This window comes from Ferrovibrio terrae, from assembly GCF_007197755.1.
Classification (GTDB): domain Bacteria; phylum Pseudomonadota; class Alphaproteobacteria; order Ferrovibrionales; family Ferrovibrionaceae; genus Ferrovibrio; species Ferrovibrio terrae.
In genome coordinates this window covers 1,746,980-1,770,542 of sequence record NZ_CP041636.1, presented here as the reverse complement: position 1 = coordinate 1,770,542, position 23,563 = coordinate 1,746,980, and the positions used below count along the sequence as shown (strand labels likewise).

27 protein-coding genes are annotated in these 23,563 nt (G+C 64.2%); 10 read left to right on the top strand and 17 right to left on the bottom strand.

The genetic code is table 11. From position 1 onward, the window contains the following. Window positions 1–210: 210 nt before the first annotated feature. Window positions 211–1,149, top strand: coding sequence for a class I SAM-dependent methyltransferase (locus FNB15_RS08695; RefSeq protein ID WP_185973784.1), 939 nt, complete (start codon window positions 211–213; stop codon window positions 1,147–1,149). Here the strand turns inward: FNB15_RS08695 and FNB15_RS08690 are convergent. The 15 genes from FNB15_RS08690 to FNB15_RS08620 all read right to left on the bottom strand — a co-directional run bounded on the left by FNB15_RS08690 (window position 1,146) and on the right by FNB15_RS08620 (window position 12,891). Beyond that, window positions 1,146–1,412 (bottom strand): hypothetical protein, encoded by a 267-nt coding sequence (locus FNB15_RS08690; protein ID WP_144068318.1) that lies wholly within the window; start codon window positions 1,410–1,412, stop codon window positions 1,146–1,148. The genes FNB15_RS08695 and FNB15_RS08690 overlap by 4 nt on opposite strands. 95 nt (window positions 1,413–1,507) lie before the next feature. Further along, the gene (locus FNB15_RS08685) at window positions 1,508–1,993 is read right to left on the bottom strand and encodes a F0F1 ATP synthase subunit B family protein (RefSeq protein WP_144068317.1); all 486 of its coding nucleotides are present in this window, start codon (window positions 1,991–1,993) and stop codon (window positions 1,508–1,510) included. An 11-nt stretch (window positions 1,994–2,004) separates the two neighbouring features. Beyond that, window positions 2,005–2,499, bottom strand: a complete 495-nt coding sequence (locus FNB15_RS08680) for a F0F1 ATP synthase subunit B family protein (protein ID WP_144068316.1) — start codon at window positions 2,497–2,499, stop codon at window positions 2,005–2,007. 5 nt (window positions 2,500–2,504) lie between these two features. Beyond that, complete coding sequence (locus FNB15_RS08675; RefSeq protein WP_144068315.1) at window positions 2,505–2,729, bottom strand: F0F1 ATP synthase subunit C; 225 nt, start codon at window positions 2,727–2,729, stop codon at window positions 2,505–2,507. A gap of 55 nt (window positions 2,730–2,784) precedes the next feature. Next, window positions 2,785–3,543 (bottom strand): F0F1 ATP synthase subunit A, encoded by a 759-nt coding sequence (locus FNB15_RS08670; protein WP_144068314.1) that lies wholly within the window; start codon window positions 3,541–3,543, stop codon window positions 2,785–2,787. Between the two features lies 1 nt (window position 3,544). Further along, entirely contained in the window at window positions 3,545–3,925 is a 381-nt protein-coding gene (locus tag FNB15_RS08665; protein WP_185973783.1) for an AtpZ/AtpI family protein, read from the bottom strand. A 262-nt stretch (window positions 3,926–4,187) separates the two neighbouring features. After that, entirely contained in the window at window positions 4,188–4,766 is a 579-nt protein-coding gene (locus tag FNB15_RS08660; protein WP_144068312.1) for a PAS domain-containing protein, read from the bottom strand. Between the two features lie 82 nt (window positions 4,767–4,848). Then, window positions 4,849–5,442: a PAS domain-containing protein gene (locus FNB15_RS08655; protein ID WP_144068311.1), complete on the bottom strand. Its 594-nt coding sequence runs from the start codon at window positions 5,440–5,442 to the stop codon at window positions 4,849–4,851. Window positions 5,443–5,564: 122 nt separating this feature from the next. Then, complete coding sequence (locus tag FNB15_RS08650) at window positions 5,565–6,323, bottom strand: HesA/MoeB/ThiF family protein (protein WP_144068310.1); 759 nt, start codon at window positions 6,321–6,323, stop codon at window positions 5,565–5,567. 5 nt (window positions 6,324–6,328) lie between these two features. Further along, window positions 6,329–7,300, bottom strand: coding sequence for a cysteine synthase A (gene cysK / locus FNB15_RS08645; RefSeq protein WP_144068309.1), 972 nt, complete (start codon window positions 7,298–7,300; stop codon window positions 6,329–6,331). Between the two features lie 124 nt (window positions 7,301–7,424). Then, window positions 7,425–7,877, bottom strand: coding sequence for an RrF2 family transcriptional regulator (locus tag FNB15_RS08640; RefSeq protein WP_144068308.1), 453 nt, complete (start codon window positions 7,875–7,877; stop codon window positions 7,425–7,427). Window positions 7,878–7,880: 3 nt separating this feature from the next. Beyond that, the gene (gene dut, locus FNB15_RS08635; protein ID WP_144068307.1) at window positions 7,881–8,366 is read right to left on the bottom strand and encodes a dUTP diphosphatase; all 486 of its coding nucleotides are present in this window, start codon (window positions 8,364–8,366) and stop codon (window positions 7,881–7,883) included. After that, the gene (locus FNB15_RS08630) at window positions 8,366–9,676 is read right to left on the bottom strand and encodes a bifunctional phosphopantothenoylcysteine decarboxylase/phosphopantothenate synthase (RefSeq protein WP_144258695.1); all 1,311 of its coding nucleotides are present in this window, start codon (window positions 9,674–9,676) and stop codon (window positions 8,366–8,368) included. Before FNB15_RS08630 ends, dut begins: the two co-directional genes overlap by 1 nt. A 101-nt stretch (window positions 9,677–9,777) precedes the next feature. After that, complete coding sequence (locus FNB15_RS08625) at window positions 9,778–10,518, bottom strand: SDR family NAD(P)-dependent oxidoreductase (protein ID WP_144068306.1); 741 nt, start codon at window positions 10,516–10,518, stop codon at window positions 9,778–9,780. Window positions 10,519–10,575: 57 nt separating this feature from the next. After that, window positions 10,576–12,891 carry a fused MFS/spermidine synthase gene (locus FNB15_RS08620; protein WP_185973782.1) on the bottom strand — a complete coding sequence of 772 codons (2,316 nt, stop codon included), beginning with the start codon at window positions 12,889–12,891 and terminating at the stop codon, window positions 10,576–10,578. A gap of 180 nt (window positions 12,892–13,071) precedes the next feature. On the opposite strand from FNB15_RS08620, the gene FNB15_RS08615 reads away from it, so the two are divergent. The 7 genes from FNB15_RS08615 (at window position 13,072) to FNB15_RS08585 (ending at window position 19,163) form a co-directional block, all read left to right on the top strand. Beyond that, window positions 13,072–14,196 (top strand): carboxylate-amine ligase, encoded by a 1,125-nt coding sequence (locus FNB15_RS08615; protein ID WP_144068304.1) that lies wholly within the window; start codon window positions 13,072–13,074, stop codon window positions 14,194–14,196. A gap of 31 nt (window positions 14,197–14,227) precedes the next feature. Next, window positions 14,228–14,509 carry an RNA-binding S4 domain-containing protein gene (locus tag FNB15_RS08610; RefSeq protein WP_144068303.1) on the top strand — a complete coding sequence of 94 codons (282 nt, stop codon included), beginning with the start codon at window positions 14,228–14,230 and terminating at the stop codon, window positions 14,507–14,509. A 215-nt stretch (window positions 14,510–14,724) separates the two neighbouring features. Continuing rightward, entirely contained in the window at window positions 14,725–15,066 is a 342-nt protein-coding gene (gene fdxA / locus FNB15_RS08605; RefSeq protein WP_144068302.1) for a ferredoxin FdxA, read from the top strand. 891 nt (window positions 15,067–15,957) lie between these two features. Continuing rightward, a complete protein-coding gene (locus tag FNB15_RS21525) occupies window positions 15,958–16,443 on the top strand; it encodes a CarD family transcriptional regulator (protein WP_425460316.1) in 486 nt (161 codons plus the stop codon). Between the two features lie 294 nt (window positions 16,444–16,737). After that, a complete protein-coding gene (locus tag FNB15_RS08595; protein ID WP_144068300.1) occupies window positions 16,738–17,514 on the top strand; it encodes a hypothetical protein in 777 nt (258 codons plus the stop codon). Window positions 17,515–17,571: 57 nt separating this feature from the next. Further along, the gene (locus tag FNB15_RS08590; protein ID WP_185973781.1) at window positions 17,572–18,183 is read left to right on the top strand and encodes a PAS domain-containing protein; all 612 of its coding nucleotides are present in this window, start codon (window positions 17,572–17,574) and stop codon (window positions 18,181–18,183) included. Between the two features lie 155 nt (window positions 18,184–18,338). Then, a complete protein-coding gene (locus FNB15_RS08585; RefSeq protein ID WP_246068826.1) occupies window positions 18,339–19,163 on the top strand; it encodes an RNA polymerase factor sigma-32 in 825 nt (274 codons plus the stop codon). A 4-nt stretch (window positions 19,164–19,167) separates the two neighbouring features. Here FNB15_RS08585 and FNB15_RS08580 read toward each other — a convergent pair whose 3' ends face one another. Together FNB15_RS08580 and FNB15_RS08575 are read right to left on the bottom strand one after the other, a co-directional pair. Next, window positions 19,168–20,628, bottom strand: coding sequence for a M48 family metalloprotease (locus tag FNB15_RS08580; RefSeq protein ID WP_144068297.1), 1,461 nt, complete (start codon window positions 20,626–20,628; stop codon window positions 19,168–19,170). Beyond that, window positions 20,628–21,434: a crotonase/enoyl-CoA hydratase family protein gene (locus tag FNB15_RS08575; RefSeq protein ID WP_221932774.1), complete on the bottom strand. Its 807-nt coding sequence runs from the start codon at window positions 21,432–21,434 to the stop codon at window positions 20,628–20,630. Before FNB15_RS08575 ends, FNB15_RS08580 begins: the two co-directional genes overlap by 1 nt. Before the next feature lie 151 nt (window positions 21,435–21,585). Between FNB15_RS08575 and FNB15_RS08570 the strand changes: the two genes are divergently transcribed. After that, the gene (locus tag FNB15_RS08570; protein WP_425460310.1) at window positions 21,586–22,239 is read left to right on the top strand and encodes a ribonuclease HII; all 654 of its coding nucleotides are present in this window, start codon (window positions 21,586–21,588) and stop codon (window positions 22,237–22,239) included. Window positions 22,240–22,516: 277 nt separating this feature from the next. Beyond that, window positions 22,517–23,545 (top strand): site-specific DNA-methyltransferase, encoded by a 1,029-nt coding sequence (locus FNB15_RS08565; RefSeq protein ID WP_144258692.1) that lies wholly within the window; start codon window positions 22,517–22,519, stop codon window positions 23,543–23,545. Window positions 23,546–23,563: the final 18 nt, after the last annotated feature.

Below are 23,563 nucleotides of genomic sequence, written 5' to 3'. Positions count from 1 at the left end.
AACTGGGCCGAAGGAACGGTAACCAAATCTAAAGTATATGAGAGCGCCCGCCTAAACAGCGGGCGCTTGCTTATGGGCACCCCCTGCGCCAGTGTTTTTGACACGGACATCGTCGCGCTGCGGGCTTGGCAACCAAAAATCAACCATCCCGGCGCTACAGCAGACAGTCTGATTCTAAATTTGGCTGATTCTGATTTGGATACGGCTTTGGTGGCGAAGGAGAATTCTGAGCAGTCCGACGACATGACCTGGCGCGACAAGCTGCGCGCCTGGTGGCATGGCGATGACTATGTGATGCAACACATGGTCAAGGACTACTCGACACAGCCGTCCACGACCGATCTTCCGGCCGAGGACGCGCCCAGGGAAGTGCCCAGCATCGATAGCTGGTCGCCGCGCCGTCTGCAGGTGGCGCAGAAGCTGTTCGGCGAAGGCTTCAACACGCCCGGCGGCGAAGAGCTGATGAAGCCGCTGACCGCGCCGCTCGGCCTCAATCCCAATATGTCGATCACCGAACTGGGCAGCGGCATGGGTGGCATGTCGCGCATGATGGCGCGCGAGAATCTGTGGATCGATGCCTATGAGCCCGATCCGGACCTGGCCGCCGTCTCGATCGAACTGGCGAAAGGCCAGGGCGTAAAACAGCGCACCAATATCAAATCGACGGCGCTTGACGATATCAGCTTCAAGCGCAAGAGCGTCGACGTCTTCCTGTCCAAGGACGGGCTGATGAGCGTGCAGGACAAGCGCCTGCTGCTCGCCAAGCTGCGCGCCGCCATGAAGCCGGGCGGGCAGCTGATGTTCACCGATTTCCTGCTGACCGGTTCGACCGAGAGCCGCGTCTATGAAGTGTGGTGGGACCGCGAGCCGGTGAAGCCGCATCTGCTGACGCCCGAGGGCCTGCAGGCCGAACTGGAAAGCCTGAACTTCATCATCTGCTACATGGAAGACGTCACCCACGAGCTCAAAGCCGCGGTGATCGAGTCCTTTGGCAGATACGCCGAGGAAGTGAAGCTGCTCGGCAAGGCGGTCGACGAGAACGAGCGCGAATGGGCGATCACCGAGGGCGAGCACTGGGCGATCCGCCTCAGCGCCATGGACGCCAACGTGATCCGGCTCTACCGCGTGTTCTGCCGCACGGTCGACTAAGCTTTCCGCAGCATCAGCCAGACCGCGATCGCGGCCGGCAATCCGAACACCACGACATGCACCAGCAGCTCGGCCTGCACTGAGTAGCCGGCCTTGGTCACGCCGACATAGCCGTTGTAGAAACTGACCGCCGCCCAGACGAGCAGGAAGACGCGCGGACCGTTGATCACCGCGCGGCCGGCGCGAACATTCAGCATGCGGCCGACGAACCAGAAGGCGGCGAGCAGCGCCAGCCCCAGCGACGTCATCATCAGCATATGCATGGCGGGTCCCCCGTATTTGCTGAGGGCAGCCTAGCACAAAGAAAAAGGGCCGCATCGCTGCGGCCCTTTTCGTATCCGTGTGCTTCAGCGAGAGCTTAGTGCAGCTTGGCCTTGACGTCGCCGATGGCGCGGTCGATCTGGGCGGCGGCGGCAGGTCCCTGCAGCGACTGGCTCAGAACCGCACCGGCGGCGGCAACGGCGATTTCAACGGCAGTATCGCGCACTTCCTGCACGGCCTGCTTCTCGGCCTGGGCGATCTTGTCCTCGGCCTGCTTGCGGCGACGCTCCAGGCTGATCTTCAGATCGGCCTCGGTCTCCTTGAACAGGGCCTTCGCCTCGGCCTCGGCCGCAGCGACGATCTCCTCGGCTTCCTTCAGAGCGTTGCGCTGCTTGCGCTGATACTCGGCGAAAAGATGCTGCGCGTCCTGGTGCAGCTTCTCGGCCTCGTCCAGGTCCTTCTTGATGCGGGCGGCGCGCTCATCGAGCTGCCCCAGCACCTTGCCCGGAACCTTCAGATAGAAGATGCCGGCGAAGAACAGGACGAAGGCGACGAGAACCCAGAATGTCGAGTCCTGCAACATATCTGTGTTCCCTATGCGCCGCGTTTGGCGAGCGCCTGGTCAACGGCGGTGGAAACCGCATCGTTGCTCGGCGCCGTGCCGCTGATACGGGCCACGACATCAGAGGCAGCACCGGCCGCGACCGCCTTCAGCTGGCTCAACGCCTGCTGCTTGGCCGCGAGGATGCTGGCTTCCGCCGCCTTGGTCCGCTCGGTGATCTCGGCTTCGAGCTTGGCCTTCACCGCCGCCTGTTCAGCAGAGATGCGGGCCCGGGTCTCACCGGCAATGGCCTGGGCTTTCGCCCGGGCCTGTGCCAGCGCCTGCTCGTAGTCGGCGATCGCCTTCTCAGTCTCGCGCTTCAGCCGTGCCGCTTCCTCGAGGTCGTGTTCGAGGCGCTTGCGACGCCCGTCCACCACCTCAGCTACGCGCGGCAGAGCTACCTTCGCCATCAACACATAGAGGACGACGAAGGAGATCAGCAGCCAGACGAGCTGCGGCAGAAAAGTGGCTGTATCGAGCTGAGGCATTTAACTCAGACGAACAGGATCAGCAGCGCGATCAGCAGCGCGAAGATGCCGAGCGCTTCGGTCACCGCGAAGCCGAGCATCAGGTTGCCGAACAGCTTCGGGGCAGCGCCCGGATTGCGCAGCGCGCCGTTGAGGAAGTTCGCGAAGATCAGACCCACGCCGATCGCGGCGCCGCCCATGCCGATAGCAGCAATGCCGGCACCGATCATCTTGGCTGAAGCAAGATCCATAATACTCATCCTTCTTTCTAGGTTTGAACTGGTTTGGTTGAACTGGTGATAAAGTTTAGTGGTGTTCCATGTTCACGGCCTCAGCCAGATAGAGGCAGGTGAGGATGGCGAAGACGTAGGCCTGCAGGAAGGCGATCAGGAATTCCAGCGCGGTGAGCGCGATCAGCATGATCATCGGCAGCAAGCCCGAAGCCGACAGCACGCCGCCCATGCCGATCATCGACACGACGAAGCCGGCGAAGACCTTCAGCGTGGTGTGACCCGCCAGCATGTTGGCGCAAAGACGCAGGCTGAGCGAAATCGGGCGCGAGAGATAGGAGATGATCTCGATCGGCACGATGATCGGCGCCAGCCACATCGGCACGCCCGACGGCATGAAGTGGGTGAAGAAGTGGATGCCGTTGCGCACGATCGCGATCAGCGTGATGCCGAGGAACACGGTCATCGCCAGCGCGAAGGTGACGATGATGTGGCTGGTCACCGTGAAGCTGTACGGGATCATGCCGAGCATGTTCGCCATCAGCACGAAGATGAACAGCGAGAAGATGAAGGGGAAATATTCGCGGCCGTTCGGGCCGACGTTTTCGCGCACCATGTTGGCGACGAATTCGTAGGAGAGTTCCGCCACCGACTGCAGCCGGCCCGGCACCAGGCTGCGCTGGCGCATGCCGTAGACCATCAGCAGCACGGCGGCCGCGGCGCTCAGCACCATGAAGAGGGAAGCGTTGGTGAAGGAGAAGGCCTGAAGCTGGCCGCCCTCGCCGCAAAAGGCGATGCACTTGACCTTGAATTGATCGAGCGGGCTGGTTGCCACGTTAGTCCCCTTCTTTCCTTGCGCCGCGCTCACTCTCTTCGAGCTGCGCGCGCTGCATCGCCATGCCCGTCCGGATCGCCGACCACATGGCCGTGGCAATGCCGAGCAGGATAAATCCGACCAGCCCCCAGGGTGCCGTCCCGAACCAGCGGTCTACCCACCAGCCGATGAAGACACAGACACCGACCGCCGCGACCATCTCGATCGCCAGCGACCAGGCCTTGCCGAGATTCCGCACCTGCGCGGGATCGGCATCCGGACGCCGCGAGGCCGCCTCGGCTGCCTTCCTGACCCGGACCGCTTCTAGATCGCGGTCGAGCCGGGCGAGCGCCGGATCGTCGGCATCGCTGCCTGCTGGTGTCGGTCGTTCCTGTTCGGCCATGGACAAATACCCCCGGCGCCAGAGGCGACCGCCCCCAGAAAGCGCGGGCACCATAGAAACAGGGTGAGTCAGCGTCAAGCCGGCAGCCGGGTGGGTTTTAGTTAAGAATTGATCGCATGTGCCAAATCAACCCCCTAGCAAGACTAGGGTTTTTCTGACCTATTCCTGAAAGCCGCGATCCCCCGATATACGCTCCGGCGGGGGGCTGGCCGAGCACCCCTGCGCTGCGACAATCCGCCGCACTGGTCGACTCGGATGTGGCTTAAGGGCTGCCGGACGGGAGCCCGGCACAGGGATAATAGGTGACATCGGGCCCGACATAGGGCGGCAGGTCGGCCTCGGTGACCGGGTTAAAGTGATACAGCGACATGCCGACGATGCCCCAGGGGCCGCCATCAGCGTCACTCAGCGGGACCACCAGCCGCTCGGCGCCCTTCTCCTGCCGCTCGGCCGGCTCGATGCGGCGATAGCCGACATGAACGGCGGGGGTGAGCAGGATGCGGCGGTAAATCTGCGTGGCGGTAACGGCGCTGGCCGCGGGCATGAACTCTTCCGACCGTTTGCCGGTGATATTGGCGCCCCAGGCCTCATTGACCCGCTCGCCGGCCAGGCGGAAGACGAAGCTGTCCTCGCCCGGCAGGTATTGCGCCAGCCAGATATGGGCGAGACAGGCCTTGATGTCGACGGGATCGAGGACTGCACGCGGCATCATCAGTCCGACGCGATTTGACGCCCAGTGACGCAGCAGGGTGAGGAAACGCGGATCGCGAAAGACCGGCCAGACGCCTGGCTCCGCCACCGCGCCCTCCGCCGCCCCCGCATTGCCAGCCTGTCCCACCATGCTGGCAATGCTAAGCGAGGGTCAGGGGGGCCGTCGACGCATCTGAGGGTTGAAAAACAGACACCCCCTCTGGCCGGCGCCTTCAGGGGAAGGTGGGCGGCAGGGTGTTGCAGTCGTACAGGGTGACGTGGCCCTGGATGTCGCGCGGATCGTCGAACGTGCTCTGCTTGCCGAGGTAATAGAGCGTGAGGCCGAATATCCCGTAGGGGCTGCCGTCGTCGCGCGACAGCGGCACGATCAGGCGGTCGGCGCTCTGCGCCACGCCATCGTTGGGCAGGATGCGGCGGCGGCTGAACTGCACTGCCGGCATCAGCAGCGTGCTGCGATAGAGCAGCTGCACACGGTCGATGATGGCTTCCGGCATGATCGCGCTGACGCGCTTGCCAATCAGGCTCTGGCCCCAGGCCTGGTTGACCGCTTCGCCCGACAGCCTGCAGATGAAATCGTCCTCCTCGGGCAGATACTGGTAGATCCAGACATTGGGCAGGCAGTCGCGGATTGCACCGGGGTCGATGGCGCTGCGCGGTGTCATCGCGCCCTGGCGGCACTCGGCCCAGTGCCGCAGCACGCGTATGAAGCGCGGGTCATTCAGATCGGGCCAACGGCCCGGCGGCGACAGGGTTGCTTCGCGGGCGACGGCGTCTGCGACGCCCGCCTTCACCAGATAATCCTGCATGTTCCCCCATGACTGCTGATCGCAGTCTGATCTTTGGCCGGGAGGATACGCCACAACGACGACGGGTGATTTAGCCCTGCAGGATTAGATCGTGATACTGCCGCAGGTGCGGCACTGGATCTCTACTTTGTGCCGCAGGTGCGGCACTGGGGGTCGCGGCGCAATCGCACGGTGCGGACATCGCCGCGCAAGGCATCATACAGCAGCAGACGACCCGACAGACTGTCGCCCAGCTCCAGCAGTTCCTTCACGACCTCCAGCGCCTGCAGGCTGCCCATCACGCCGCCGAGCGCGCCGAGCACGCCGGCTTCGGAACAGGCCGGCACGCTGCCGGGCGGCGGCGGTTCGGGGAAGACGCAGCGATAGCAGGGATGCGGTTCGCCCCGATACGCCTTGAAGGTGGAGAGCTGGCCGTCAAAGCGCAGGATCGCCGCCGTCACCAGGGTTTTCTTCAGCTTGTGGCAGGTGTCATTGACCAGGAAGCGCGTGTCGAAATTGTCGCTGCCGTCGGCGATGATGTCATAGGCGCCGATCAGTGCATCGGCATTCTCCGGCGTCAGCCGCTCGGTATGCTCGACCACGCGTACATGCGGGTTGAGGCCAGCGATGCTGACGGCGGCGCTTTCGGTTTTCCTGCGGCCGATATCCTCGGTGCCATGCAACACCTGGCGTTGCAGATTCGACAGCGACACCGTGTCGTCATCGACGATGCCGATGGTGCCGATGCCGGCCGCCGCCAGATAGAGCAGCAGCGGCGAGCCCAGCCCGCCGGCGCCAATCACCAGCACGCGCGCTTTTTTCAGCGTCTGCTGACCCGCGCCGCCGATTTCCGGCAGAATGATATGCCGGGAATAGCGCTCCAGTTCGTCCGGGCCAAACACGGATATTACAGACCGTCGAACAGCGCCGTGGAGAGATAGCGTTCGGCAAACGACGGAATGATCACCACCACCGTCTTGCCTTCCATGCCCGGCCGCGCCGCGACTTCAAGGCCGGCGGCGATCGCAGCGCCCGACGAGATGCCGGCGGGAATGCCCTCCAGCCGCGCGAGGCGGCGCGAGGTCTCGAAAGCGGTTTCGTTGCCGATGGTGACGATCTCGTCGATCAGGCTGGTATCCAGGTTGCCCGGGATGAAGCCGGCGCCAATGCCCTGGATCTTGTGCGGGCCGGCCTTGCCGCCGGAAATCACCGGGCTGTCTTCCGGCTCGACCGCGATCATGCGCACGGACGGTTTTCGCGATTTCAGCACGCTGCCCACGCCGGTCAGCGTGCCGCCGGTGCCGACGCCGGAGATGACCACATCGACCTTGCCCGCCGTATCGACCCAGATTTCTTCCGCCGTGCTTTTGCGATGAATGTCCGGATTGGCCGGATTCTCGAACTGCTGCGGCATCACGCTGCCGGGAATTTCCTTCAGCAGTTCATCGGCACGCGCCAGCGCGCCCTTCATCCCCAAGCCCGGCGGCGTCAGCTCAAGTTCGGCGCCGAGGAAGCGCAGCATCTTGCGGCGTTCCATCGACATGCTTTCCGGCATCACCAGGATCAGGCGATAGCCCTTGGCGGCGGCGACGAAGGCGAGCGCGATGCCGGTATTGCCCGAGGTCGGTTCGACGATGGTGGCGCCGGCCTTCAGCTTGCCGGCCTGCTCCATCGCCTCGATCATGGCAATGCCGATACGATCCTTCACCGAATTCAGCGGATTGAAGAATTCCAGCTTGGCCAGCAGCTCGGCGCGCGCGCCGGACTCTTTCGCCAGACGATTGATGCGCACCAGCGGCGTGGCCCCGATGGTGTCGACGATCGAGTCATACACTTTGCCGCGCGGCGGGTTGAAATGCGGATTCTTGGCTTCGGTCATGGCGTCTCCGATCTCTTTCTTACGTCATACCGGACTTGATCCGGCATCCCATTCTTTCGTTTTCTAAAAATGGGATGCCCGCCAACGAACCGTTCCTGGGCGGGAATGACGAGGTATAAAAAATTCAGATGGCGAAATTGTCGGCGCCTTCGAGCTGGGCCGCGAAACCGCTGGTCTCGGCACGGGCGCACAGGTCGTCGAGCGTGATCTTGTCGATACGCGCCAGGATGGCGGCCTGGCATTCTTCCCAGATCGGCTGCACCGTGCGCTTGCCGAGTTCGGAGCCGGCGGAGAAATCCTCCTCGCCATCGGCATCCAGTTCCGACACGATGCGCACCACCTCGCCCACCGTGATGCGGCGACGTTCACGCGCCAGCGTGTAGCCGCCGCGCGGGCCGCGCACGCCCTTCAGCACGCCATTGCGCACCAGATGCTGCATCACCTGTTCGAGATAGCGCTGCGGCACATTCTGCCGCTCGGCGATATCCTTTGACTGGACCGGTTCAGGCCGCGCATGGAACGCAATATCCACCACCGCCTCCAGCGCATGCATGGTGCGCCGCGTACACTTCAACATGGCTCAGTCTCCTGCTGCAGTCTTGGGCGTCGCAACGCCGGTAGAACCAAAGCCGCCGGTGCCGCGCGCGGTCTCGGGCAGGTCGGCGACCGGCACCCATTCCACGCGGCTGTAGGCGGCGACAATCATCTGCGCGATGCGTTCGCCACGATTGATGGTGAAGGGCGCATCGCCGTGATTGATCAGGATCACGCCTACCTCGCCGCGATAATCGGCATCGATGGTGCCGGGCGAATTGAGCACGGTAATGCCCTGTTTCAGTGCGAGGCCCGAGCGCGGGCGCACTTGCGCCTCGAAACCGGGCGGCACGGCAATGCTCAGGCCGGTCGGGACCAGCTTGCGTTCACCGGGCTTCAGCGTCACCGGTTCGGCGACGGCGGCGAGCAGGTCGAAACCGGCGGCGTCCTGCGTGGCATAGGCCGGCAACGGCAGGTCGGCGCCATGCGGCAGCTGCTTGATCGGCACATGCAGGGGAACCGGACGGGTCATCACGAACCTTTCTTGAGATTTTTCTTCGTTGTGTCTTCGTTGAAGGCGGCGGCGATGCGTTCGGCCAGCCGCGCGGCCACTTCGGTCTTGCTCATGCGCGGCCAGTCTTCCACCGCATTGGCCGTCACCAGATGCACGGCATTGCTGTCGCCGCCAAAGGTCTGTGTGCCTTCCGACACGTCATTGGCGAGAATCCAGTCGCAGCCCTTGCTGCTGAGCTTCTTCTGCGCATGCGCGACCACATTTTCGGTCTCGGCGGCAAATCCCACGACGAGAGCAGGCCGTCGCTTGGCATCGGTGGTGCTGATCGCACGCAGGATATCGGGGTTCTCCGCCAGCTTCAGCACCGGCGGCAGGTCGCCGGACTTTTTCAGCTTCTGCGGCGCCTCGACCGCCACACGCCAGTCGGCGACGGCGGCGGCTGCCACGAAAATATCGACGGGAAGATCGAGGAAGCAGGCCGAGAACATGTCGCGCGCCGCTTCGACATGCACGGTCCTGACGCCCGGCGGATCGGGCAGCGTGACAGGCCCGGTCACCAGCGTCACCTCCGCGCCGCGCGCCGCCAAGGCTGCGGCAATCGCATGGCCCTGCTTGCCCGACGAACGATTGGCGATATAGCGCACCGGATCTATCGGCTCATGCGTCGGACCGGAGGTCACGATGGCGCGGCGGCCTTTGAGATCCTGCTTGAGCGGCGTGATGGCCGCGCCGCTCTCCTTTTGGGCGGGGCGCGACTGCACCAGCGTCAGATGCTTCGGCAGCGGCTTGCCGAACTGCGCCTCGATGGCGGCGACGATCTCCAGCGGTTCGGACATGCGGCCGGGGCCGTATTCGCCGCAGGCCATCTCGCCTTCGTTCGGCCCGATGAAGTCGACGCCGTCAGCCTTGAGCCGTTCGACATTGCGTTGCGTGGCCGGGTGATACCACATGCGGACATTCATCGCCGGCGCGACCAGCACCGGCTTGTCGGTGGCCAGCAGCAGGGTCGTCGCCAGATCATCGGCATGGCCGTTCGCCATGCGGGCGAGGATATTGGCGGTGGCCGGCGCGACCACGACCAGATCGGCATCGCGCGACAGCTCGATATGGCCCATCTCGGCTTCGTCGGTCAGCGAGAAGATATCGGTGGAGACCTTTTCGCCCGACAGCGAGGCGAGCGTCAGCGGGGTGACGAACTGCTCGGCCGCCCTGGTCATGGCACAGCGCACGCTCACGCCGCGCTCGGCCAGGCGCCGGATCAGGTCCGGCACCTTGAAGGCGGCAATACCGCCAGACACCACCAGCAGGATTCGCTTGCCCTTGAGCATCGTCTCCACCCTCACCTCAGCTGCGGGCGGAATACCACGCAAGCTGAATGTGCTTCAAGTTAATCCACCTGAGCAGAAACTACAAGGCTTCGGGGGTAATTTCAGACGTGTTGGCCGCCGTTGATGTGGATTTCGGCGCCATTCACATAGGAAGAAGTCTGTGTACAGAGGAAATAGATCGTAGAAGCGACCTCCTCCGGCTTGCCCAGACGGTGCATCGGGATATCGCGGCGCACGATCTCGTCGGTGCCGGGCGACAGGATGGAGGTATCGATCTCGCCCGGGGCAATCGCATTCACCCGCACGTCATGCGGCCCGAATTCCCAGGCCATTTCACGGGTCAGCGCGGCCAGCGCCGCCTTCGAGGTGGCATAGGCCATGCCGGCGAAGGGATGCACGCGACTGCCGGCAATCGAGGTGACATTGACGATCGAACCCTGCGCCGCCTTCAGCTCGTCGAACAGGCCCTTGGCCAGCAGGGCCACCGAGAACAGGTTGACGTTATAGACATGCATCAGCGCCGCGAGATCGGTGTCCAGCACGCCCATGCGCGAGCCGCCCGCGCCTTTGGGCGAGATCGCCGCATTGTTGACCAGGGCGTCCAGCTTGCCGTCGGGCAGGCGCTTTTTCAGATCGGCAATCGTCGCCGGCAGGGTGGAAATATCGTTGAGATCCATCTGCACATGGCTCTCGGCGCCGCCCTCCCAGGGGCAATGTTCCGAGAAGGGCTGCCGCGACACGGTGAAGACCCTCCAGCCCGCGGCGGAGAAGCGTTTCACGGTGGCATGACCGATACCACGGCTGGCGCCGGTGAGGATGAGTGTGCGCTGTCGATCTGGCATAGATGCAAATCTATCGCGGCAAGGGCGCGGAAACCAGCCACCCCCCGCGAAATACCCTCAGGTACCAGGTTTCGCCCCAGTACCCTGCGGAGTCACCGTCGCCGCGCGCAGGCGGTTGTTGATGTAATATTCATCACGCGGGAACAGATCGATGTTGATCAGCCCCGCCCCTTTCACACTTGCGCCCGATGAAACCGGGTCGCGCAGGATGGCATCCTGGAACAGGCGGCTGGCCGAGGCCGTGTCGATGCCGGCGGTGGCGAAATGCGTCTGGGTGTCCGGCGAACCGAATACTTTGGCAAGACGCGCATGATCGAGCTGCACCGGCTGGCGTGAACCGATCAGCACCGGGAAAGGCTGCAGCATCGCGACATGCGGGAAGACCGCCGTAAACGTCGCCACGCTGCGCGCCGTCGGCCCCCATTGCACATAGATGCCGTCATCATCCAGTGCGGCCAGCACCAGCTGCATGAATTCCTGTGAATACAGCAGGCCGCTGTGCGACGATTCCGGCAGGATCGCATCGGCCTGGATCACGTCGTATTTCCGCGCGGCGGCGAAGATCGCGCGGCGACCGTCGCCGACCACGAATTCATAGCGCGGGTCGCGCAGAATGCCCGCGATGGCGGAGTCCGGCTCACGCGCGGCGAATTTTCGCAGTACATCGAACACCGGCCCGACCAGTTCGACCACGCGCACGCGTTCGGTGGCGGGATTGACACCGGCGCCGAATGGCGTGCCGCCACTGCCCGAGCCGATCACCAGCACGTCCTTCGGATCATCATGCAGCAGCGGACCGACGGCGCCGAGGAAGGCGTGTTCGATCAGGAAAGGCCACTTCGACTGCGTGAAGCCCTGGATGAAGAAGGGACTGGCACCGCCGGCTTCGTTGAGGCGGAACAGCGCCAACCCCGAGCGATCTTCGGCCACCAGGATTTCGTGCTCTTCGGCGGCCTGATGCAGGCGCGCCCAGAATTGTGCGTTGCCGGGAAAGGCGATCACGACGATGGCCAGCACACCCGCCAGCGCGCCCGCCATACCGGCAGCCGACGGCAGACGTTCGCGCCAGGCCGACAGACTCCAGAACAGCAGCAGCGCCACCGCCAGCAATGCGATCAGTTTCAGCGTGCCAGCCGTGCCGAGCCAGTGCAGCGCGACCAGCCCGGTGGCGAGGCTGCCGGCCGCGTTGCCGAGGATATTCGCCACCTGCACGGCCGCCACGCGCCAGCCGATGGTGCTGAGATCGGTCTGCACCGCCTGCTGTGCCAGCGGGAAAGAGATACCGAGCAGCAGCGAGGGCGGCGCGACCAGCAGCACGGTGACCAGCAAGGCCGCCGCCAGCGACAGGCCGTAATGCCGTGTGACTTCGGTGGCGAGCAGCGTTTCCCACCAGTCGGAGCCGGCCAGCGCATAGACGAGCCAGATCGAGGCCAGCGCATAGAGCGTGGCGAGCGCCTGCACGGCGAAGAAGGCGGCGCGCGTATCTTTCAGACGCTTGAGCCAGACCGCGCCGAGCACCATGCCGAGGCCATCGGCCAGCAGGAAAGTGCCGAGGATGGTGGCGAAGCTGTAGGCGGTGTATTGCGCGATCACGCCGGCGACGCGCACCCACAGGATTTCGAGCGCGACGATGGCGAAGCCCGAGACAAAGACCAGTATGGCCCAGGTGGGGAAACCGAAGTTGCCGGCCGGCTGCGCATATTTTTCATCAGCTGCAGCGGGCTGTAGTGCCGGCGCGGCATCCCGGCGCCACAGCACCAGGCCGATACCTGCAGCGATCAGATTGAAGAGCGCAGCGACCTGCAAACTGTGCTCATAGCCCAGCGTGCCGATCAGCCACCAGCCACCAAGCAGCGCACCCAACCCCGCACCCAGCGTGTTGAGACCGTATAGCCAGCCGATGCGGGGGGCGGCATCGGCCAGCGAGTTGATCGCGGCTTTGGTCAGCAGCGGCAGCGATGCGCCCATCAGTACGGTGGGAATCAGAACGCCGGCGAAGCAGACGGCGAAGATGCCCCAGCGACTGGGCACCAGCGGGCCGATCACCTGCACGACGAAATCATAGAGGAAGACGCGGCTGCACAGCGCAAACACACCGATGCCGATTTCGCAGAGCACGAAGCCGATGAGGGCGGCGCGCATGCCGAGCCGGTCGGTAACCAGGCCAGCAACCAGGCTGCCGAGACCGAGGCCGAGCAGGAACGCGCCCACCACCAGCGCGGCCGTCACCGCATCGGAGCCGGCGAACAGGCCGAGCATGCGCTGCCAGACGATCTGATCGATCAGCGCGGCGAAACCGGAGAGGAAGAAGGCGGCGCAGAGCGCCAGGAAAGCAACGGGACGCGCGGACGCTGCTGTACTGACCTGCGGCATGTTTCTGGTTCCCACCCTGTAATCGGCAGGAACCTTAAGGCTGGGCGGCCGCCGCACGCCAGCGAAAACACCACAATCCTGCCGTAATTGCCGCAGTGCAGCGGGAGTTTTTTCGCCGCCACATCGTTTTCCATTGCCGCCGCAGCCACAGCTGGTCATGCGGCCCTGAATGGAGAGTGCATGACATCGGATTACACGCTTGGCATCGAAGAAGAGTATTTCCTGGCCGAGGTCGACGGCAAGAATGCCGTCTCGAAAGTACCGGAGGGCTTCACCCGCCGTGCATCCGGCGTGCTGGGCGCGCAGGTGACGCCCGAACTGCTGCAGTCGCAGATCGAGGTGGTGACGCCGGTCTGCCATTCGCTGGATGAAGCACGCCAGCATCTGCGGCGCTATCGTCGCGCATTGAAAGACGCCGGTGCCGAATTCGGCATCGAGGTGTTTGCCGCCGGCACGCATCCGATGGCGGAATGGTCCGAGCAAACGCCAACCGAAAAGCCGCGCTACGAGAAGCTGGCCAACGACCTCAAATTCCTTGCCAGGCGCAATATGATGTGCGGCATGCATATCCATGTCGAGATCGCCAATCCGCATGTGCGCATCGACGTCATGAATCGCATGCTCGCCTTCCTGCCGGTGCTGCTGGCGCTCAGCACGTCGTCGCCGTTCTGGCGCAAATATCCGACCGGTCTGATGGGCTATCGCCTCGCCGCCTATGACGAGCTGCCGCGCACCGGCATTCCCGATTTCTTCATGAACCTGGCCGACTACAACAGTTTCGTCGACACGCTGGTCTCGGCTGGCGCCATCGAAGACTCCAGCCATGTCTGGTGGGCGATCCGGCCGAGTTTGCGTTATCCCACGCTGGAACTGCGCATCGGCGATTCCTGCACCCATCTGGAAGACACGCTGTGCATCGCCGCGCTGTATCGCTGCCTGATCCGCGCACTGATCCGCCAGCCGGACATCAACGGCATCTGGCGCAATCATACCCGGCTGCTGATCGAGGAAAACCGCTGGCGTGCGCAGCGCTACGGCACCACCGAAGGCATGATCGATTTCAACGAGAAGCGCATCATCCCGTTTGCCGACGTGATTGAAAACATCCTGAAGCTGGTGGCCGAGGATGCCGAGGCGCTGGGGTGCACCGCGGAAGTTCTGCATGCCCGCACCATCATCGCACGCGGCACCTCGGCGGCGCAGCAGGTGGCGATCTATCGCAAGGCGCGTGATGAAGACGGCGCGGCGCGGCCCGAAGCGCTGCAGCAGGTGATGACCTGGCTGGCGGAGACGACGGCGGCCTAGCCAGCTTTGCGCAAGGCGATATAGTTGCGTCATGCGTGACGACGATGATGATATTCCCGGGGCGCTGCGGCTCGACAAATGGTTGTGGATGACGCGCTTCTGCAAGACGCGGGCGATCGCGCAGAAGCTGGCCAACAAGGGCCGCATCCGCATCAACGGCCGCGTGGTCGACAAGCCGCATGCGCTGGTGCGCGCCAGTGACGTGATCACCCTGCCGCTGCCGGCTGGCGTGAAAGTGCTGAAGGTGCTGCACCTGCCCGAACGCCGCGGGCCCGCCTCTGAGGCGCAGGCGAGCTACGAGGTGATCCCCTGATCACGCGCCTGATGATTTCCCGCCCGCGCCTGTGGATTCGCGGCGCAGTGTCGCAGCCGTTTCGCACACCCCACATCAAATAGGGTTTGACCAGTCATCATATGTGTACGAATAATTGACCGTAATCAGGCCCTGTGCTACCCGAACGCCCGCCGCCGCCCCATATCAACGGCGGTTTCAGTATCGACCAGCATTTCGACCCCGGGACTCCCGCCATGACCTATGTCGTGAACGAGCAGTGCATCAAGTGCAAATACATGGATTGCGTCGAGGTCTGTCCCGTCGACTGCTTCTATGTCGGCGAGAACATGCTGGTCATCAATCCGGATGAATGCATCGACTGCGGCGTCTGCGAGCCGGAATGCCCGGCCGAGGCGATCCTGCCCGATACAGACAATCGAGCTGAGAAATGGGTCGAGATGAACCGGGAATATGCCGCCAAGTGGCCCAATATCACTCGCAAGGGCGAGCAGCCGGCCGATGCCGATGCCTGGAAGGGCGTCGAGGGCAAGTTCGAGACGCATTTCAGCCCGAACCCCGGCGACGGTAACAAGTAAGCCACCCGATCCGTGCCGGATTTCTCCAAATCCGTCAGATATCCGACAAGATTCTACTTTCACGCGCTTTCCGAGCCGCCAGAAGGGCCGTTCCCGTCTGTCATCAGGCGGGTTTTTGTGGTAGATTTATAACGATTGAATAACCCCGGCCTGCAATCCTTTGCGGTCGGTCGAACGCCAGCTGGACTGCAGGGGAGGCAATGTGCAGCTCCCGGTTGCGTTCGCGTCGCAGGTTTCGACTATAGCGCCTTTGCGGCAGGTTCTTAGCGAACCTGGGCAGGCGGTTATTCGGTCGGGCCTGGTTCAGGTCAATTTCACAAGGCGGACCGATCGGACCGCCGTTCTGATGCGTAAATGCCAAGCGAGGGTGGTTCCGTGACGAAAGCCCCAGTGAAAAAATCCAAGACGCCGGCCAAGTCGAAGCCGGCTGCCAAGGCGGCGGCGAGCAAGAAGCCCGCGACCGTGGCCAAGAAGCCGGCCCCGAAGGCCGCTGCGAAGCCGGCCGCGAAATCGGCTGCCGCCAAGCCGGTCGCGAAAGCTGCTGCCAAGCCGACCCCGAAGCCGGTGGCAAAGCCCGCCGTCAAGCCGGCGGCGAAGCCGGTGGCTGCCGCGAAACCCGCTGCTGCGGCGAAGCCCGCCGCCAAGCCTGCTGCCGCGCCGGCCGCCAAAGCTGCCGCTGCCACGAAGCCTGCCGCCAAGTCGGCCGGCAAGGGCATCGCCGCCAAGGTGGCTGCCGCGCCGGTGAAGCCGGCCTTCTCGGGCCGTCCGCTCGCCGTGTCCGCGCCACCGACCCGTCCGCTGCCGCAGCCGGTGAAGCCACCGGCGCCCGAGCCGAAGCAGTCGCAGGCGACCAAGCCGATCCAGCTCAAGCCCGTGCCGGCCAAGGTGAAGATCGATTTCGCCGCCGGCGACCATGTCGTCTACCCGACCCATGGCGTGGGCAAGATCCTGCGCATCGAGCGCCAGATGATCGCCGGTTTCGAACTGGAACTGATGGTGGTGGAGTTCGAGCGCGACAAGATGACCGTGCGCGTGCCGCTGACCAAGGTGAACTCGGTCGGCATCCGCAAGCTCAGCACGCCGCAGAAGATGAAGTCGGCGCTGGAAACCCTGAAGGGCCGCGCTCGCGTCAAGCGCGCCATGTGGAGCCGCCGCGCCCAGGAATACGAGGCAAAGATCAACTCCGGCGATCCGGTGTCGATTGCCGAAGTGGTGCGCGACCTGCATCGCAATGCCGGCCAGCCGGACCAGAGCTATTCCGAGCGCCAGATCTATGAATCCGCGCTCGATCGTCTGGTGCGCGAACTCGCCGCCGTGGAACGCATCGACGAGGATTCCGCCGGCAAGAAACTGGAGAAGATTCTCAAGGTCCCCTGACCGGAGACTTGCAGGAGATCTTCTCGGCGTTTGATTCTGATTTGTTCTCGCAATCACGCGAGACGCGAAAAAATCACAGGGCTTTTCGCTCGCATTATCCAGCGGGTCCGGTAGCATCGGTTGCCGGACCCGCTTTCATATGGCCGATTCGTTATTGATTTGTCCGCGCCTCTGAGCACAGCCACTACCCTCGTACCGCCGCCGATCCCGGCAGCGAAACCACCCGTGTCTGCTTCCGGGGCTCCTGCCCGGGCTGCGCCCGCCACCCCTCCCTCATCGTCCGAAGCCTTTGCCGTGCTGCGCCATGCGCGCCGCGTCTGGGCTGTTGCCGCCGCGCATTCCGAAACCGGGAAACTGCACGAGGCGCATAATGAGCTTGCCGCCCGGCTGCTGCCTGGCGACCGGCTGATCTATCTTGGCAACATGATCGGCCATGGCAGCGACACCATTGCCACGCTGAATGAACTGCTGGCGTTTCGCCGCGACTTTCTCTGCCTGCCCGGCGCCATTCCGGAAGACATCGTCTACCTGCGCGGCGCGCAGGAAGAAATGTGGCGCAAGCTGTTGCAGATCCAGTTCGCGCCCGGCCCGGCCGAAGTGTTCGACTGGATGCTGAAGCATGGCCTGACGCCGATGCTGCAAGGCTATGGCGTCGATCCGCAGCAGGCGCGCGGCGTCCTGCGTGAAGGCGCGCAGGGCATCAGCCGCTGGACCAACTCGCTCCGCGCTGCGATCCGCAAGCATCCGGGCCATGACGATCTGTTCGGCTGCTTCCGCCGCGCTGCCTATACATCGGGCAACGAACTGCTGTTCGTGCATGCCGGCATCGACCCCGCCGTGGCACTAACCGCACAGTCTGATCATCTCTGGTGGGGTTCGCCGGCCTTCCGCGGCCTGACCCAGCCCTATGCCGGCTTCCGCCGCGTGGTCAGCGGCGGCAACCCGCGTGGCGAGGGTGCGCATCTCGATGCCTTCACCTGCTGCCTCGATGGCGGCGCCGGTTTCGGTGGCCCGCTCAATGTCGCCTGCTTCGGGCTGGATGGCGCATTGGTTGAAAGTTTCGCGATCTAGCCGGCCAAACACCGCCTGACGGTTGCAAGATGGCGTGGCGTCGATAGCATGCCCGCCATGCAGACTCCCGAAATGGAGCAACTGGTCGTCGACATGCTCGACGACCGACAGACGGTCCTCAGAGACTATTTCACCGCGCGTAGCGCGCGGCTTGACAGCCTGATCTGGAATCCAACCAGCACGGATACGGGTCAGGACGTCATGCGCTTTCTGATCGAATACTGGCATCAGTTGCGTGGCGACGCGGCGATTCCGCAGGCCTGCGATGTTTCGCCCTTCGAGCTGAAACCGGCACTGGGCCATATCGTGCTGATCGACGTGCTGGACGAAGGCTGGGACGGCCGCTTCCGCCTCTATGGCACCAAGGTGGCCGAAACCTACGGGCGCGACATGACCGGCCGCCTGATCTCGGAGATCGACGGCGGCAACTATGTCTCGGTCTTCTTCCGCGCCCTGTATCGTGCCGCCTGGCTGCGCAGGGCGCCCTATTACTCGCACCATTTCCCGCCCGCCCATGTGGCGGTGGAATCCTGGCAGCGCCTGGCCCTGCCGCTGGCCGGCCCGGACGGACAGGTCAGCCGTTTCCTGGCCTGCAACATCGCCGGCCCCTGGCGCCCGCCGGCCTGGAAGAGCAGGACAGCCCGGCCGGAAACCGCCGACATCAGGTGATCCCCAAGTGATCCGGGGCGCGGTGGCCTGCGTAAAAATGGCAGATCCGCGAGGCTGCCATGACGCCACTGCCGACTGCGCCCCATCCGACCGCCCCTCCCACTCAGGATGCTGACCGCGCCCCAGACGCCGACAGAGCATTTGTGCGCCATGCCATGCGCCTGCCGCTGCTGACGCCCGATGAGGAAGTGCAGCTCGCCCGACGCTGGCGCGAGGCGCAGGACCAGGCCGCGCTGCACAAGCTGGTCACGCCGCATCTGCGGCTGGTGATCTCGACGGCGATCCGCTTCCGTCATTACGGCCTGGCCGTCAGCGACCTGATCCAGGAGGGCAATCTCGGCCTGATGCAGGCGGCAGCACGTTTCGAGCCGGCGCGCGAGGTGCGCTTTGCCACCTATGCCGCCTGGTGGATTCGCGCCGCCATCCAGGATTTCGTGCTGCGCAACTGGTCGATCGTGCGCACCGGCACCACGGCGGCGCATAAATCGCTGTTCTTCAATCTGCGCCGTCTGCGCGCGCGCATTGAAGCTGGCGGACAAGACCGGCTGACGCCACAGGGCCGCCGCGAACTGGCGCGGCAACTGAAGGTGAGCGAAGCCGATGTGCTGCATATGGAAGGCCGGCTTGGGGCCGGCGACCGCTCACTGAACGTAACCCTGAGCGAGGACAGCGACAGCGAGTGGCAGGACCTGCTGGTGGATGACGGCCCCGACCCGGAGGCCATCATCATGCAGCAGCGAGACGGTCGGCTGAAGCGCCGCTGGCTCGGCCGCGCGCTGGCCGACCTGCCGGAACGCGAACGTCGCGTGCTGCAAGCGCGCTTCTTTGCCGATCAGGTGATCACGCTGGACCGCATCGGCGCGCATATGGGCATTTCCAAGGAGCGCGTGCGCCAGCTGGAAGCGCAGGCGCTGACACGGCTGCGCCGGCGGTTGGGCGACATCCCCGACCTGCAGCGCGAAGTCGCGGCGCAGACCTGAGGCGTCACTCCACCGTCTTGAACTTCTCACCGGCCCTGGGCTGTTCGCCGGCCTTGAGGGCGTTCAGCACGCGCAGCTGCTCGGCGGCATAATTGCCCAGCGGCGTGGCGGCGGCGTATTTCTCCACCGTGTCGCCGCTGCCGACCTGCACGACTTTGAGCCGCACCGGCCGCACGGCCTTCACCTCGGCATCAGACAGATGCTTCAGCGTGTTGACCGCGCGGATCACCGGCTGCTCGATCTTCGACAACCCGCCGGGCGGCGCGATGATCACGAAGCGCAGGATCGCATCGGTGGGGAAACCGACCGCGACGAAGCGCACATCGGCATTGCCGCTTTTCATCTGTACGCGCCCGGATGCCGTGGCCGCCGGCATGCCATTGACCTTGATGTCTTCGGCATTGTTCAGCCGCAGGTTCGGCAGCCAGATGCGGGTCAGATAATCCTTCGCGCCGCGCGAGGACTGGAGCTTCTTCTTGTCGAGTTCGATGTCAAACTGCAGCCGGCCGCCCGGCCCCGTGGCCAGAACCGCATCGCTGGTGTTGGAAATGCGCCAGCCGTCCGGCACCGAGAAGCTGAGGCGAAGGTCGGGATGCGTAAACGTATTGCCGCGTACCACGCCTTCCTTCGGGTCGTCGCCGTAGATCATGCCGTCGATGCGCTTGAGATATTCATCGCGGTTGTAGACCGGCGAATTCGGATATTCCTTCGCCGCTGCCATCGCCTCCTTCACACGCTCGGGACCGCCCGGGTGCGTGGCGAACAGGTCGTTCATGCGATCCTTGCCGGCCTGGCCCGCCATCTTGCTGGCTAGGTCGCTGTAATCGCTCAGGCCCTGCAGGAAGCCGGCCTGCGCATCCGGCGCATAGCCGACACGCGACAGCAGCTTCACACCGATGGTATCCGCCTCGAATTCATTGCTGCGGCTGTGCCCGGCCAGATAGGCGCCACCCAGCACCTGGCCGCCCTGGCCGATCAGGTCGCCGACACCGGAGCCGCCGAAGATCGAGCCGAGGATCGACGCCCCGGCGACGCCGAGATTGGTCATGATCGACTTGTCGTAACGCTTTTCCGAATGCTGCGCGATCACATGGCCGATTTCATGGCCCAGCACGCCAGCCGTCTCGGCTTCGTTGTTCGCCAGCGCCAGAGTGCCGCGCGTGATGTAGACATAGCCGCCGGGCAGCGCAAATGCGTTGACGATCGGCGAGTTCAGCACCGTGAAGGTGAAGCTGCTGGCAGCTTGTCCGGATTGCCCGGCGATGCGCCCGGCGATGCCGGCGACATAGGCGCCGATCTCGGGATCGTCATACACGCCGCCGAACTCCTTGAGGATTTTCGGATGCTCTTCCTTGCCGACTTTCTTGGCATCCTCGGGCGACATGAAAATCTGTGCCGTGGCCGGCATGGCGGCGGCGACGAGGGAGCAAGTGAAAGCGAAGACGAAAGCAATACGGCGCATCATTAGCGTCCTTTAAAATTGGCGGCGCGCTTCTCGACGAAACTGGCGACACCCTCCCTGACATCTTCGCTGCCCATCAGCACCGCCTGTGTCGGCTCGAATTCCGTCACCGCGGCGGCCGGGCCGTTCTCCACCGCCTGTCGCGCGTTACGCAACGTGGCTGACACCGCCAGCGGCGCCTGGGCCGCGATACGTTCGGCCATTTTCATCGCCTCGTTCAGCTGATCGCCCGGCGCCGTCACCTCCTGCACGAAGCCCAGGCGCAGGGCCGTGGCGACATCGAATTCATCGCCGGTGAGCAGGTAGCGCATCGCATTGCCCCAGCCGGCGCGCTCAACCATGCGGATGGTGGCGCCACCGGTGGCCATGATGCCGCGCTTCACTTCCAGCTGGCTGAAGCGGCAGTCGCTGGCCGCGATGACAACGTCGGCGGCCAGCATCAGTTCGATGCCGATCGTATATGTAATCCCCTGCACGGCCGCCACCACCGGCTTGGTGCGGAACGGCGGCAGGTTGTTGCAGGGATCGATCTGGTCGGGCGCGCGCAGCAGGTTTTTCTGTCCCATCAGCGGGGCGACCTTCGGCAGATCCAGCCCGGCGGTGAAATGCGAACCCTCGGCATAAAGCACGGCGACGCGCGCGGCCGGGTCATGCTCGAAAGCCGTATAGGCGGCGGCGAGTTCCTTCAGCATCTTCGGCGTGAAGCCGTTCAGCTTGGCCGGGCGGTTGAGGCCGATCAGGAAAACCGCACCCTCGCGCCGGCTAAGGATTTCGCCGTCCGCATCGACCGTCTTCATTTGGGCAGACATCCGCCGTTTTCCTTGTTGGCCCTGGGGCTGGGATATGCGTCGACTTTTCCATACCGCGCCGGATACAGGCAAGGCAGGCCAGTATATAATACGCCCCAGTATAGAAGCTGATTCATGGCAGAAGCTTGGCATTGTGGGGAATGGGGGCTGGGTGCCTGATTTCGCACTCGAACTGAAACTGATGGGGCCCGGGGGCCAGTTCCCCGGCGGACTGATCTGCGGCGTGGACGAGGCCGGCCGCGGCCCGCTGGCCGGCCCTGTCGTGGCCGCCGCCGTGATCCTGGACCGCCGGAGACGCCCGCGCGGACTGGACGATTCCAAGAAGCTGACGGCCGAACAGCGCGAATTGCTGTTCGCGCGCCTGTTCGACTATGCCCGCGAGGGCCATGCGCATATCGGCGTGGGCGCGGCATCCGTGGCTGAAATCGGCCGGCTCAACATCTTTCACGCCACCATGCTGGCGATGTGCCGCGCCGTGACGGCGCTGCGCGTGCAGCCGGCGCATGCCCTGATCGACGGCAACCATGCGCCGAAACAGCTCGGCTGCCCCTGCACTCCCGTGGTCGATGGCGATGCGCTCAGCGTTTCGATCTCGGCGGCCTCGATCGTGGCCAAGGTGGTGCGCGACCGCGCGATGGCCAAACTGCATGCCCGTTACCCGCAATATGGCTGGGCCAACAACAAGGGCTACGGCACCCCGGAACACCAGGCCGGGCTACGCCTCGCTGGAGTCTCCAAGCACCACCGACTAGGTTTTGCGCCTGTGAGGAGTCAGCTGACTCTAGATTTAGTGTTAACCAATTAAAAACCTAGAGAATCTAATAACTTGCGGATTGTTTTTGGGGGATGATCCGCACATGGCGCCGACGTTTATCGATCCGACCAGCAAATCCCGCAACAAGGCCGGGCTGCGCAAGGGTCATCTCCGGCTCGTCGGCACCAGCCCCGACACCAAGCGCACCGCGACCGCAACCCGCGCCAAGCCGCTGTTGGCCAAGCCGGTCCGCGCCGAACTGGCGCAGAGCCTGCCGCATCCCGACCTGCCGCTGGACAAGATCCTGATCGGCGAATGCATCGCGCAGATGAACGCCCTGCCGGCGGAATCGATCGACTGCATCTTTGCCGACCCGCCGTACAACCTGCAGCTCAGCGGCGAACTGCGCCGCCCGAACGACAGCATGGTCGACGCGGTCGATGACGACTGGGACAAGTTCGATTCCTTCTCGGATTACGACGCATTCTCCAAGGCCTGGCTGAAGGCCGCGCAGCGCCTGCTGAAGCCGAATGGCACCATCTGGGTGATCGGCAGCTACCACAACATCTTCCGCCTTGGCGCGCAGCTGCAGGACCTTGGCTTCTGGATGCTGAACGACGTGGTCTGGCGCAAGACCAATCCGATGCCGAATTTCCGCGGCAAGCGCTTCACCAATGCACATGAAACGCTGATCTGGTGCTCCAAGAGCCAGGATGCGCGCGGTTATACCTTCAACTACGACGCCATGAAGGTGCTGAACGACGATCTGCAGATGCGCTCCGACTGGCTGATCCCGATCTGCTCGGGCGGCGAACGCCTGCGCGGCGACGATGGCGCCAAGGCGCATCCGACGCAGAAGCCCGAAGCCCTGCTGCATCGCGTACTGATCTCCTCCACCAAGCCGGGCGACGTGATCCTCGACCCCTTCTTCGGCTCCGGCACCACCGGCGCGGTGGCCAAGCGGCTCGGCCGCCGCTTCATCGGTATCGAGCGTGAAACACGCTACGCAAAAGCGGCAGAACGCCGCATTTCTACCGTACAGCCGGCCGCGCATGACGATGTCGAGACCATGCGCTCTAAGAAGGAAGAACCGCGCATTCCGTTCGGCTGGGTGGTCGAACGCGGCCTGCTGCAGCCCGGCACCGTGCTGTTCGACCAGTCGCGCCGGCACTCCGCCAAGGTGCGCGCCGATGGCAGCCTGGCCACGCGTGATGCCAGCGGTTCGATCCACAAGATGGGCGCCCATGTGATGGGTGCTACGGCCTGTAACGGCTGGACCTTCTGGTTCTATGATGTCGAGGGCCAGCTGAAGCCGATCGATATCCTGCGCCAGAAACTGCGCGCCGAAATGATCTGACGCCGGAAAGTTTCATTT